9 protein-coding genes and 1 tRNA gene are annotated in these 12,849 nt (G+C 48.4%); 7 read left to right on the top strand and 3 right to left on the bottom strand.

Going from position 1 to position 12,849, the window contains the following annotated elements:
* Positions 1-15: 15 nt before the first annotated feature.
* Complete coding sequence (gene aroC, locus ACO5JD_RS02090) at positions 16-1,152, bottom strand: chorismate synthase (protein ID WP_021625366.1); 1,137 nt, start codon at positions 1,150-1,152, stop codon at positions 16-18.
* Positions 1,142-2,464, bottom strand: coding sequence for a 3-phosphoshikimate 1-carboxyvinyltransferase (aroA, locus tag ACO5JD_RS02085; protein ID WP_484987252.1), 1,323 nt, complete (start codon positions 2,462-2,464; stop codon positions 1,142-1,144). Before aroA ends, aroC begins: the two co-directional genes overlap by 11 nt.
* 182 nt (positions 2,465-2,646) lie before the next feature.
* Between aroA and aroF the strand changes: the two genes are divergently transcribed.
* The 3 genes from aroF to aroB are packed head-to-tail and all read left to right on the top strand — an operon-like array spanning position 2,647 to position 5,704.
* Positions 2,647-3,741, top strand: a complete 1,095-nt coding sequence (aroF, locus tag ACO5JD_RS02080; RefSeq protein ID WP_484987250.1) for a 3-deoxy-7-phosphoheptulonate synthase — start codon at positions 2,647-2,649, stop codon at positions 3,739-3,741.
* Positions 3,728-4,624, top strand: coding sequence for a prephenate dehydrogenase (locus ACO5JD_RS02075; protein WP_021625363.1), 897 nt, complete (start codon positions 3,728-3,730; stop codon positions 4,622-4,624). Before aroF ends, ACO5JD_RS02075 begins: the two co-directional genes overlap by 14 nt.
* 12 nt (positions 4,625-4,636) lie before the next feature.
* Complete coding sequence (aroB, locus tag ACO5JD_RS02070) at positions 4,637-5,704, top strand: 3-dehydroquinate synthase (protein WP_484987248.1); 1,068 nt, start codon at positions 4,637-4,639, stop codon at positions 5,702-5,704.
* A 63-nt stretch (positions 5,705-5,767) separates the two neighbouring features.
* On the opposite strand, the gene ACO5JD_RS02065 is transcribed toward aroB, so the two are convergent.
* Positions 5,768-5,844 (bottom strand) — tRNA-Arg (locus tag ACO5JD_RS02065).
* Between the two features lie 67 nt (positions 5,845-5,911).
* Here ACO5JD_RS02065 and ACO5JD_RS02060 point away from each other — a divergent pair.
* From ACO5JD_RS02060 to ACO5JD_RS02045, 4 genes are all read left to right on the top strand, one after another.
* A complete protein-coding gene (locus ACO5JD_RS02060) occupies positions 5,912-8,347 on the top strand; it encodes an HAD-IC family P-type ATPase (RefSeq protein WP_232204022.1) in 2,436 nt (811 codons plus the stop codon).
* On the top strand, positions 8,283-11,027 hold the full coding sequence (gene acnA / locus ACO5JD_RS02055; protein WP_021625360.1) for an aconitate hydratase AcnA: 2,745 nt from the start codon (positions 8,283-8,285) through the stop codon (positions 11,025-11,027). The genes ACO5JD_RS02060 and acnA overlap by 65 nt, the downstream gene beginning before the upstream one ends.
* Positions 11,028-11,089: 62 nt before the next feature.
* A complete protein-coding gene (locus ACO5JD_RS02050; protein WP_035438045.1) occupies positions 11,090-12,118 on the top strand; it encodes a zinc ribbon domain-containing protein in 1,029 nt (342 codons plus the stop codon).
* Positions 12,119-12,252: 134 nt separating this feature from the next.
* Positions 12,253-12,795 carry a peptidylprolyl isomerase gene (locus ACO5JD_RS02045; RefSeq protein ID WP_021625358.1) on the top strand — a complete coding sequence of 181 codons (543 nt, stop codon included), beginning with the start codon at positions 12,253-12,255 and terminating at the stop codon, positions 12,793-12,795.
* The last annotated feature ends 54 nt before the right edge of the window (positions 12,796-12,849 follow it).

Genomic DNA, 12,849 nt, shown 5'->3' with positions numbered 1-12,849 from the left:
TGTTCCTTTTGTAGTTTAAAAGTAATGCTCATCATCTGCGCCACAGGGAGGCCAAGCAAGCCAAGAATCCAAGATAGCAAGAGCACATGCGGACTCTGCTACAGGTACAGCGCGTGGGGCTATGCAGGGGTCGTGTCTGCCATGTACACGAAGAACAGTCTCCTCATTGCGTATGAGATCAACCGAGTGTTGTTCTTGCGCGATTGAAGAAGTGGGTTTGACTGCCATGCGCCACAAGAGGGGAGCGCCACTTGTAATGCCTCCCAAATTTCCGCCTGCATCGTTTTTGGCAGGATATACCTTGCCATCAACAATTACATAGGGGTCATTGTGCTCGCTGCCAAGCATCCTTGCGGTGGCAAAACCCGCACCAAATTCCAGACCCTTTACTGCGGGAATTCCAAAGACAATACGCGCAATGGTCGATTCAATCCCGTCAAACATTGGCGAGCCGATGCCTGCAGGGAGTCCTGTGGCAACGCATTCCACAATACCACCTACAGAATCGCAAGCTTTTCTTGTCTCTTCGATGCGGGCCTGCATCTCTTCTGCTGCTTGGTCACTAAGTACGGGAAACTTTCGGCCATCTTTTAATGTATGCATTTGTGCTGCGAGCGCCTCTGCATCAGCAATAGATCCTCGGGCAAGAAATGCCTCATCGGTCACGCCTGCACATTCGCTTAGGTGAGCGGCGATGCAAATGTCACGCTCGGACAAAAGTTGCATTGCAATACCACCTGCTGCACAAAGTGGTGCGGTGAGGCGACCTGAGAAGTGTCCTCCACCAGAGACATCCTGTTCGCCGTGCCATTTTTGTTGAGCAGTCCAATCGGCATGGCTAGGGCGGGGTACTCGTTTAAGTTCCTCATAATCGCTAGGACGCGTGTTGGTGTTTTGAATAACAAGCGCCAGCGGTGCTCCTGAGGTATTACCAGCAGGGTTGAGACCAGACAGAATAGATACGGCATCTGCCTCTTTGCGAGGCGTTGACCAGCGTGCTTGGCCAGGTGAGCGGCGCATCATATGCTGGGCGAGCGCTTCTAGATTGATATGGTGGCCCGAAGGTAGGCCTTCGATGACGCAACCAATAGCAGGTGAATGAGACTGGCCAAATATTGTGACACGCAAGGCGCTGCCAAAACTAGAGGGCATTTATGACCTCCTGAGCTTGTGCTTTGCCACCTAGTAGGGCAAAGTCTTCAAAAAAGTGGGGATAGGATTTAGCAACACAGTCTGCTCCGTGGATGAGCGTATCTCCTGTGCATTGGGTTGCCAAAATAGCTGTCATCATTGCAATACGATGGTCTCCTGCAGCGTCTACAACCCCACCCGTAAGAGCTGTGCCTCCACTGATAAGCAAATCATCGGTTTCGATGCGAGCTTGTGCCCCAAGTGCTTGAAGTGTTGCACTTACGGTTTGCAGTCGATCGGATTCTTTGAGGCGTAGACGACCTGCATTGGCAAGGCGTGTGGTGCCCGTAGCACATGCGCCAAGTACAGCCAGCGGTGGTACAAGATCGGGACAATTTGAAACATCAATACGAATACCTTGTAGGGAAGCAGGACCTACGGTTGCGGTATTGTTGCCACGAACAACTTGCGCGCCAAAAAGTGAAAGGGCTGCCAAGATAACGCGGTCTCCTTGAGCACTGCTAAGGTTGAGTTGTTTGACTGAAATAGGTTTCTTGCCAATAGCAGCTGCTACCAGCCAAAAAGCAGCGTTAGACCAGTCGCCTTCCACCGTGACCGTCTCAGGTGCTGTTAGCTGTGTTCCTCGCCCAAAAACACGATAAGTGCGATAGCTACCATCAGCGAGCTGTTTGTGTCCAGCTTCGCATTCCACTCCAAATAAGCTCAGTGCGTTAAGGGTTAAGCGGACGTAGGGCTCAGATTGGAAGGGCTCGCTTACTAATATCTCCGTTGTGCCTTTGAGCAGGGGAGCAGCGAGTAAAAGTCCTGTCACATACTGTGAAGAAACATTGCCTGGTAACGTATAGTTTCCTGGTTGAAGCTGTCCTGTTAGTTCAAGTGGCCAGTTGCCAAATTCAGAAAGATTGCAACCATGTGAGCAAAGCGCGTCTGTAAGTTGAGCGAGGGGACGTTGTGCTAAACGACCCCTTCCCGTAAAGCTTGCCCCTGCACCAAGCGCTGCTGCTACAGGTAACATAAAGCGCAGAGTAGAACCGGACTCTCCGCAGTCGAGTTTTGCTTGTGCATGTGGCTCGAACCTTGATGTCTTTGGGATGGGGACTACGCGAAATCCTGTTTTGGTATGTGTGATATGTGCACCAAGTGCTTTGAGGCAAGCGATAGTGGCATCAATATCTTGCGAGCTGCTGCTGCAGTCGATATTGCAGGTCTTATCAGCAAATGCAGCCAAGATAAGCAGTCGATGAGCGACTGATTTGGAAGCAATAGAGTTAACCTTGCCACCAAGACTTCCTGGGCTAATGAGTATATCCACGCATGAACTCCGAAATCTCGTTACTTTTCTTACATAGTTATTGTAAGGAGTGGAGAATTCAAGAGATATAAATGCGTCGCAGTAGTTACCAACTAGTCATTTGAAAATATTTATTTTTGTTGCGCTGTTACCATGTACCACGACTAAATATTTTGAACCTGGGACAAAGGAGGATGGCCCCTATGATTGCCATCGTTAAAAAAACGGCTACCAAAGAACAGTTGGACCATTTCATTCAATGGATTGAGGGTCGTGGGTACAAGGCAAATGTCAGTCAGGGTCAAAATGAAACCATTGTTGGCATTATTGGCGATACCACACAAATTGATCCATTTTTGCTTGAAAGTATGGACATCATTGAGCAGGTCCAGCGTGTGTCTGAACCTTTCAAAAAGGCCAATCGTAAGTTTCATCCCAATGACACCATTGTTGATTGTGGTCGAGGCGTATTGATTGGTGGCGGTCATTTTCAAGTTATGGCTGGACCTTGTTCAGTTGAAGGAATGAACCTGATTGAGATTGCGCGTGCAGTCAAAGAGGCTGGGGCTACGATGTTGCGTGGAGGCGCATACAAGCCTCGCACGAGTCCCTATGCTTACCAAGGTATGGGTGAAGAAGGACTTGACCTCTTGCTTGAGGCGGCAGAAGAAACCAATATGCCTATTGTTACTGAGGTTATGGATCCTCGCGATGTTCAACTTTTTGTGGACAAAAAGATTAATGTCATGCAGATTGGTGCTCGAAATGCGCAGAATTTCCCGTTGCTGCGTGAAGTGGGCAAAACCAACATCCCCATCCTGCTTAAGCGTGGAATTGCCGGTACGGTAGATGAGTTGCTGATGGCTGCAGAGTACATCATGAGTGAGGGAAATCAGAACGTTATTCTGTGCGAGCGTGGCATCCGCAGCTTTGAGACGCGTACTCGTAATACCTTTGATGTAAATGCAATTCCTGTACTACACAAACTGACTCACTTGCCTGTGGTGGGTGATCCCAGTCATGCGACGGGCCATACACGTTACGTGAGTCCTATTGCATACGCGGCAACTGCTGCGGGCGCTGATGGTCTAGAAATCGAAGTCCACAATCATCCCTCGCTCGCATGGTCTGATGGTGCGCAGGCATTAACTCCTGAGATGTTTGCCGAGGCTATGAAGCGCATTGCTTTGATTCGTCAGGCAATTACTGCAGACCTTGATTATGAGGAGGCGCCACTGCCTGGCTCAATGGATGCAAAAAATCTTGCTACTGAGAGGGAAGAGGATGCCACAGCCTAGCCGAGATGAATCCAGTGCATTGAATTTTGTTCCAGGGCGTGTTGGTATCGTTGGCCTTGGTCTGATGGGAGGCTCTTTTGCCAAAGCCCTCCATGAGGGTGGACGCGAGGTCTTTGCTTGGAATCGCACACATTCAACTCTCGAGTTAGCGATGATTGATACGGTTGCAGGTGAACTCAACGACGAGTCCATCCCCAGCTGTGAACTCTTGATTTTGGCGGGTTATCCTGCCGCAGCGATTGAGTGGTTACAAGAGAAAGCCCCGCTTATTTCAACGGGCGCTATTGTGATTGACACGGTGGGAGTTAAGCGTACAGTTTGTGAAAGCTGCTTTCCGATGGCAAAAAAATATAGTTTTGCTTTTGTGGGCTGTCACCCTATGGCGGGTACTCAGTACTCTGGTTATGCACATTCACGCGCCTCAATGTTTCGCGGTGCTCCTATGGTTGTGGTACCTCCTGAGCATATGGATGACATTGAGCGTGTAAATATTCTGGAGCGACTCAAGCGACTTCTAGAGCCAGCGGGCTTTGGTAGCTGGATGCTTGCTACTGCTGCCTATCATGATGAGATGATTGCTTATACCAGCCAGCTTGCGCATGTGGTGTCTAATGCTTATGTCAAAAGTCCTACTGCCCGCCATCACAAGGGTTTCTCGGCTGGTTCATACCGTGATTTAACGCGTGTGGCACGTTTGAATCCAGGTATGTGGACAGAACTCTTTTTGGATAATGCAGATAATTTAAGTACAGAACTAGAGCTTTTGATTGGCAATTTGCAGCAGTACAAAGATGCACTTGATAAGCATGATGAGCAAAAACTCTTTGATCTTTTAGCGGAAGGCGACCGCCTGAAGCGTGAGGCGGAGTCGCGCTCTGCTTAGAGGAGAAAACTGATGAAAAGCGTTTCGGTGAATACGGCATCGCGTGGCTATGAAGTGCATGTAGGAAGTGACATTTTAGATTCTTTGGGTTCTGTAGTGCGTACTTCTGTTGGCGGCCAAAAAGCCATGCTCGTCTCGGATAGCAATGTATACCCCTTGTATGGTAGGCAAACATATAACGCGCTTAATGCTGCAGCTTACGAAGTAAAAACTGCCATCATCCCTGCAGGTGAGCAATCCAAAAATATGACAGTCCTCGCAGGTCTGCTTGAAAATATTGCCGCTGCTGGCCTCACTCGAGATGATGTTGTGGTGGCGTTGGGCGGTGGTGTCGTAGGCGATTTGGCTGGCTTTGCTGCTGCCTGTTATATGCGCGGTTGTGCGGTAGTACAGGTGCCCACTTCATTACTTGCTATGGTTGATTCCTCTGTTGGTGGCAAGACAGCAGTGGACCTTGCGGCAGGTAAAAATCTTGCGGGTGCATTTTGGCAACCATCTGCAGTTATTGCTGATGTCACATGCCTATCAACTCTATCGCCCGAGCTATTCTCTGATTCTATCGGTGAGATTATCAAGTATGGAGTACTTTGTGACCCAAAGCTTTTTGCTTCTCTTGAAGAGAGACCACTGACGTTGGATGATCCTCAGCGCACCATTGAGCTTGTGAGTCGTTGTGTTGAGATTAAACGTGATGTAGTGGATGCAGACGAACGCGAAGCAGGACTTCGTCAGACCCTTAATTTGGGTCACACAATAGGCCATGCTATTGAAGCAGAAAGCAGGTATCACCTGGGTCATGGTAGCTGCGTTGCTGCAGGTCTTTGCTGTATGGCCCGTGCTGATGCAGCTCTTGGGCTCTGCGATATTGACACCAGCAAACGTATTAGTAGGCTCTGTGCTGCGCATGGACTACCTACTACGACAGCGCTTGATGTTGATTGTCTCTATCGGCGATCTTTAGCGGATAAAAAACGTCACGGCAATCACATCAATCTCGTGCGTATACATGCTATTGGAGAGGTTATAGTCGAGCGCGTCAGCCTTGAGAAATATCGTCAAATTCTGGATTTGTGTCGCTAAAGTCTTATTTTTTTGAAATAAAAGTCCGTAGAAGTTTATGCTCCTACGGACTCATTTTGTGTCTGGTGCCCTCTGTGGGATTCGAACCCGCGGCCTTCTGCTCCGGAGGCAGACGCTCTAATCCACTGAGCTAAGAGGGCGAACATTTGGCATTATAGTTAATCGCTCTAGGATAGGGCAAGATGGGTGGCTTTGAGAGGGGGAACGTTGGCGTTTTCCGATAACTATACGGGCCTTAGTGGAGCTGAGGTAGCAAAGCGTAAGGCGCAGGGTAAATCAAATGTCGACACTGATGTCAAAACAAAAACCATTTCGCAAATCATCAGCGAGCATACCCTTACCTTCTTTAATGGCATAAACCTAGTGATTGCGCTTCTGGTGCTTACTACAGGTTATTTTCGCAATCTCTTGTTTGTTACAACTCCTCTCATTAATCTTTTTATTGGCGTTATTCAAGAGATTCGAGCAAAACGTCAGGTTGATAGACTGCAGCTCTTAACTGCCTCAGATGTGCATGTACGGCGCGATGGCAAAGACCAGCTTATTTCCTCTTCAGAACTTGTGCTTGATGATGTGATTGTTCTTGCCCATGGACAGCAGGTGCCCGCAGATTCTTTGGTGCTTGCAGGTGCTGCGACAATGAATGAAAGTTTATTGACGGGTGAGTCTGAGCCTGTATCAAAACATGTTGGTGACGAGATTCTCTCGGGTTCATTCGTTGACTCGGGATCTCTTGTATGTCGCGTTAATAAGGTAGGCAAGGATGGTTATGCTGCTCGTATCAATGCGGAGGCAAAATACGTTAAGCCTATACGCTCTGAAATTAAAAACGTTGTTGAATCTGTTGTCCGTCTAGGTGGCTACATGCTGATTCCTCTGGGGATCGCGCTCTTTATTCGTACATCTATGACGGGAGCCGAGCTTAATCATGCGATTTTGACCTCTGTGTCTGCAGTTATCGCAATGATTCCTCAAGGTCTTGTACTGTTGACTTCGACGGTATTAGCCGTCGCAACTACGCGTTTGGGTCAGCATCAGGTGCTTGTGCAGCAGGCATATTGCATTGAGACACTTGCTCGTGTTGATGCGCTTTGTTTGGACAAGACGGGCACTATTACCACAGGTGGCATGATTGTCGACCAAGTTGTAGGTGCTGATGATGGTGAACAACTTCGCCAACAAACACTCACAGCAATTTCTACCATTGCTCATGCAAGTGAGGATGATGCAAACGAAACTGCTACCGCTATCTTGAATTTTGTTAAAACACAACAGATTGCAGCGCTGGATGTTGTGCGTGCGATTCCTTTTTCTTCTCGGCGTAAATATTCAGGTTGTATTTGTTCTGAGGGACAAGCACTCGTAATGGGTGCGGCACAATTTGTACTTGGCGATGAGTTTTCCTCTGTAGAGACCAAACTTCGTTCTTTTGGCGAGCTAGCTCGTGTATTGATTGTGGCACGTGTTGAGGACTTTGACGAAGAGGCTGTATTTGTTGGCAAACCTCAACTCCTTGGCTTTGTGAGTATCCAAGACGAGCTCCGTGCTAGCGCAAAGGAGACGATGGAATACTTTATCCAACAAGGAGTCAATCTCCGTGTAATTTCGGGCGATGATCCTGTAACGGTCTCCGCCATTGCTCGCACAGCGGGTGTTCCTCAGGCAGACAAATGGATTGATACTTCAACGCTCACAGACAAAAAAGCTATTGCACAGGCTGTGAAGGATTGTCGAGTCTTTGGTCGTGTGACCCCCGAAATAAAGCGTGAATTGGTTATTGCACTCAAAAACCAAGGTCATACGGTTGCTATGACGGGCGATGGAGTTAACGATATCTTGGCGTTGCGTGAAGCGGACTGTTCGGTCGCTATGGCTTCGGGTTCTGCTGCTGCTCGCAATGTCGCCGAAATTGTCCTTGCTGATGATGATTTTGCTCATATGCCTGAGGTTGTTGCTGAAGGGCGTCGTTCTATCAATAATCTTCAGCGCTCTGCTTCTCTGTTTTTGGTAAAGACGGTCTATGCTGCAGTCCTGGCTTTTATTTGCGTATTTTTGCCACCATACCCCTTTATTCCCATACAGGCCTCGCTCTTGTCGGGCATCGTTATTGGACTTCCAAGCTTGGTACTTGCACTGGAACCCAATCATGAGCTTGTAACAGGATCTTTCCTTGAGCACGTGCTTAGTCGTTCGCTACCTGCATCTTTGGCGATTGTCGTAGCTCTTTTTGCCGAGATTTTGGCTGGACGTGCGCTTGGTTGGTCTTTTGGATTGGTATCAACAGCGTGCACTTATTTGGTTGCCATCATAGGCATTATGTTGGTATGGCGCATTTCACTGCCGCTTAATGCGCTCAGAAGGACTCTTCTTGGAGTCATGATCTGTTCACTTCTGATTGCAGTGTTATTTTTCTCCAAGTTCTTCTCAATTGAGGATTTATCGCTTGGAGGTTACATCTTTTGCGCGATTGTAGCTTTGCTGTCAATTGGGATATTCAAGCATAGTTATGATTGGCTAAGTGGGCCTGCGCTTGATGCCGGGTTCCTTAAAGGTGCAGTTGCTCGGGTGGAGGCATTGAATGTTAGACGTGACAAGCGACGCGCAGCTCGGCAAGAAGCTTTGCGCGACCGATTTGAAAGTTGATATTAGCTCTGAGAGCTTTGTGCAGGCGGTGCACAAGGCGAGAGAGGGCTTAGAGCTTGTTGTTGGTCAAAAGAAGTTCCGTGCATATAAAGTCGCAGAAATTCCTGGGGCAGATAAGCTTCCCCGTGCCTTATGTATTTTGCTAGAAAACTGCGTACGTCGTGCCAAAGATGACGATGAGGCAGCTCTTTTGGCAGGCCGTATCATCTCGGCGGGGCTTGAAGGCGCCAAAGGTGCTGAGATTCCTTTCATGCCCGCTCGCGTGCTCTTTCAGGATTTTACGGGTGTACCTGTTTTTGTGGACTTTGCTGCTATGCGTGATGCTATGGCAGCCCGCGGCGGCAATCCAGAGCGTGTGAGCCCGCGTATTCCTTGTACCTTGGTCATTGACCATTCGGTCATTGCTGATGAGGCAGGTACATCCGACTCTGCACGTAATAATCGTCTCAAGGAAGCAGAGCGCAATCGTGAACGCTTTGCTTTCCTTAAGTGGTCAGCAGAATCCTTTGACAATGTGCGTATAGTTCCTCCAGGAGAGGGGATTTGCCATCAGCTCAACATGGAACGTTTCTGCGAGATTGTCTCTACTGACGCTCTTGCTAAAGAAGCAGTTCCCGTTGCATGTTTTGATAGTCTAGTTGGTACAGACTCCCATACCACCACGGCAAATGGTCTAGGTGTTCTTGGATGGGGTGTTGGTGGTATAGAGGCTGAGGCTGCCGCTTTAGGTCAGCCGATAAGTATGTTGGTACCTCCTGTGGTCGAACTCAAACTTACAGGTAGACTGCCACAAGGTATCAGCGGTATGGATTTAGCGCTTACGGTGTGCGAGCGACTGCGCGCAGAGGGTGTTGTGGGTAGTCTTGTAGAGGTCACTGGTGATGGTGTGGGTACGTTAAGCGCTACCCAACGTGCCTGTGTTGCCAATATGACTCCTGAGTACGGAGCTACAACTACACTCTTCCCAGCAGACAAGCGTACGATGGATTATCTCTGGCTTACAGGCCGCTCAGAAGAGCAAATCAGCCTCATTGAAAGATATCTTGATTTGCAAGGTATGCTGGGCGAATCTTTTGATCGTGTGTATGCCAAGACAATTGAGATGAGTCTTGCCGAAGTACAGCAGAGTTTAGCTGGACCTTCAAGACCACATCGCCGTGTAGTACCCGCAGAGCTTGTCACGCGTTTTGAAGAGGGTGTTGTTGCTCACGGTCATAAGCCTGATGAGATTTTTGATATCCAACTGAAGGGACATAGTTATCAGATTGGTCATGGTGCTGTTGCGATTGCTGCTATCACAAGCTGTACTACAGCAACTGACCCCGCCATGATGGTTCAGGCTGGTCTTCTTGCAAAGGCGGCAGTTGATAAGGGTTTACATACTGCTCCTTGGGTCAAGACTATTTTGGCTCCAGGCAGTCATGCGGCAGCGATGATTCTTGATCGTGCAGGTCTTTCTGAAAGTCTTGAGCAGCTAGGCTTTGCTGTGTGTGGCTTTGGCTGCATGAGTTGTATTGGTAACTCAGGTCCTATTGCTGCTCCTCTTCACGATGTCGCAGACCAAGTTGAGCTTGCAAGCGTGCTTTCAGGTAATCGTAATTTTGATGGGCGTATCTCTCCTGACGTAGCGCAAAACTTCCTCATGGAGCCAGCGCTGGTGATTGCATATGCGCTAACCGGTACGGTTAATTGTGATTTGACGTCGACACCAGTAGGACATACTGCTGATGGTACGCCCATCATGCTTTCTGAGTTGATGCCAAGCGATGATGAGGTAACTCAGATCTTGGCAACAGTGCTGACTCCTGAGCTTTACGAAGAAGGCGGCATAGGACTGCTGAGTGGCTATCCTGAATGGGTTTCTATCCCTTCAAGCTCTTCTGCTACCTTCGGTTGGGATTCTTCGTCTACCTATGTACGTCGTCCCAGCTATTTTGAAGATGCACGGGCAGGGAAGAGCATCAAGATCCAAGGTGCTCGCGCACTTGCCTTGTTAGGTGATTTTGTAACAACAGACCATATTTCGCCAGCAGGAAGCATTGCGAGTGATGGTCCCGCTGCATGCTATTTAATCGAGCGTGGTACGAGCGAGGACAACTTTAATACTTTTGGTAGTCGCCGTGGTAATCATGAGCTTATGATGCGTGGTACATTTGCCAACGTAAAGCTCATCAACAAGCTTGCTGCTGGTAAGACGGGTGGCTGGACGCGCAACTTTGTTGATGGCTCGCTCACTAGTATCTTTGATGCTGCTATGGACTATCGTAGCAAGCAAATTCCTCTCGTTATCATAGCGGGCAAGATGTATGGCTCGGGATCTAGTCGCGATTGGGCTGCAAAAGGTCCTGCCTTGTTGGGTGTTCGTGCGGTACTTGCAGAAAGTTTTGAACGCATCCATCGTTCTAACCTTGTGCAAATGGGTGTTATCCCTCTACAGTTTGTTGAGGGTCAAAATGCTGAAACACTAGGCCTTGATGGCAGTGAAGAGTTTGATTTGTCCGAAATTAAACTTGAACAACTTATAGGTGGCGATACAAGCTGTAAGGTCTGTGCCCACAAAGCCAATGGCGACAGTGTGCATTTTGAGTGTGTGGTACGTATTGATACGCCAACTGAGGCAGATTTTGTACGAGCAGGGGGTATCTTGCCCTATGTGCTCAATGATTTGAGTGAGGCATAAGTGCGCAAACAGTCTGGTCTATGTTAGGATTGCGCATCTATGAATGAGAAAGGAGGAGGTCTGTGATTTGTCCACATTGCGGTTCGCATATTTCTGATGATGTATTGCGTTGTCCTGCTTGTCATGGCGACTTGGGCATGACCACGCGACTTCCTCGTCTTGAGCAAAGGTGGTGTGCCAATTGTGGTGCGCTGGTTCCTTTAGGTGCTGACCGGTGTTCTGCGTGCGGTACCCCTGTACCTGTCAATCTTCATCTGCAGAGCAATATATCTACAGCTAACAAAGAGATTTTAAAAAAAGCCGAAGAAGAACGGAAAGCCCGTGAGGAAAAGAGTTTGGAGGAAGGGGAGACCCATGCAATGCCGCGTATCGAAAGCGCGGTTCCTGCAAATCCTGAGGCTTACGACCCTTTAAATAAACATGATAATTTCCCACGTGCTCGTGTAGCGTTGGTAGCAGCTCTAGCGTCATTGCTTGTGGTGGGTGGTACGGTACTTTATATCACTCATCCTTGGAATGCTGAGGCTTTTGCCACCAAAGCAAAGGTACCTGCGGATACGTCTATGGCGGGATTTCCTGGCAAAAAAAATGCGTTAAGTCAAGATAAGGCATCTGGCTCTGATGCAGAAAAAACAGTGCTTTCTGCCGATGAACTGACGTACCAAAAGCTCATGGCAGTTTACAAGCAGTACAAAAGCTATGAAGAGGAGCTCGAAAAAAGCGAAACCCTGCTAAAAGAAAAGGGCACGATGGGCAGTGCTGACGAACGTAAAGCAGGTCATGATAGCCAAGAGGAGCTTGCCATTCATCTGGATAATACCATCAAATCATTAGACGAGATTGATATCACAACTGGTACCTATGCTCAGGATGTATCTAACTTTAAAACTTTAGGTTCGTGGTTGCGTAACTGGTCTGATGATCTCCGTAAATGTTGGAAGAAGTCTGCCGAACTTGACAATGCAGAGGGTAGAGATGATGAGGTCTTTGCTGCAATTAATGAGCATACCGACTCAAGTGGCAAGAATACCTTCCGCTCACACTTTGATTCGAATTATTCTGCCTGGAAGCCAACAAAACCTGCTCAGTAAATCTGAGCTTATGGTTTATTCTTAACTATAACTTGGCGTCTGCCGAATATGTGAAACGCGGCTTGCGCTGGTAAACTCGTACAGATATGTTTAATGCTGCTGGCAACATGCCGTAGTGAGAGGTGAGCAGACACATGGGTTTCTTCTCTGATCCGCTCTATGAGCCTGAATATAAGGTCGTAGGCGATGAGATTGCTACGATCGATACTAATAAGGGTGCAATTCGCGTGCGTCTTGATGGTGCGGGCGCGCCTATTCATGTAGCAAACTTTTGCGAGTTGGCTTCGGCTGGTTTTTATGATGGTCTAAAGTTCCACCGCTATGTTCCTGGTTTTGTTATCCAAGGCGGTTGTCCCAATACGCGCGATATGTCTGCTGCTGATGTTGCTGCAGGCAAGATTGGCCCTGATGGCATGCCTGGTACAGGTGGTCCTGGCTATCGTATCAAACAGGAATTTACGACCAATCCTCGCAATTCCCATGATGATGGCGCTCTTGCTATGGCGCGTTCTCAGTCGCCTGATTCAGCAGGTTCTCAATTCTATTTCTGCCTAGGCGCTCAGCATGGGCTAGACTCTGGTTACACTGTCTTTGGCCAGACAATTGAGGGTCTTGAGATTGAGCAATCTCTGCGTGCAGGCGATATTATTAATTCAATTCGCATTGAGCATGCGTAAGCCTAAGTAAGTGCCTGAGCGTGGTTGGCTGAACTAGGCTCAAGAATGATAGGA

This window comes from Olegusella sp. (genome assembly GCF_057238325.1).
This window is presented reverse-complemented; position numbering and strand designations above follow the sequence as displayed.

What these genes read in the sequence shown, in the direction of transcription:
- aroF (WP_484987250.1), top strand. Translation starts at nt 2,647, where the DNA reads ATGATTGCCATCGTTAAAAAAACGGCTACCAAAGAACAGTTGGACCAT.
- aroC (WP_021625366.1), bottom strand. Translation starts at nt 1,152, where the DNA reads ATGCCCTCTAGTTTTGGCAGCGCCTTGCGTGTCACAATATTTGGCCAG.
- ACO5JD_RS02045 (WP_021625358.1), top strand. Translation starts at nt 12,253, where the DNA reads ATGGGTTTCTTCTCTGATCCGCTCTATGAGCCTGAATATAAGGTCGTA.
- aroB (WP_484987248.1), top strand. Translation starts at nt 4,637, where the DNA reads ATGAAAAGCGTTTCGGTGAATACGGCATCGCGTGGCTATGAAGTGCAT.
- ACO5JD_RS02075 (WP_021625363.1), top strand. Translation starts at nt 3,728, where the DNA reads ATGCCACAGCCTAGCCGAGATGAATCCAGTGCATTGAATTTTGTTCCA.
- acnA (WP_021625360.1), top strand. Translation starts at nt 8,283, where the DNA reads ATGTTAGACGTGACAAGCGACGCGCAGCTCGGCAAGAAGCTTTGCGCG.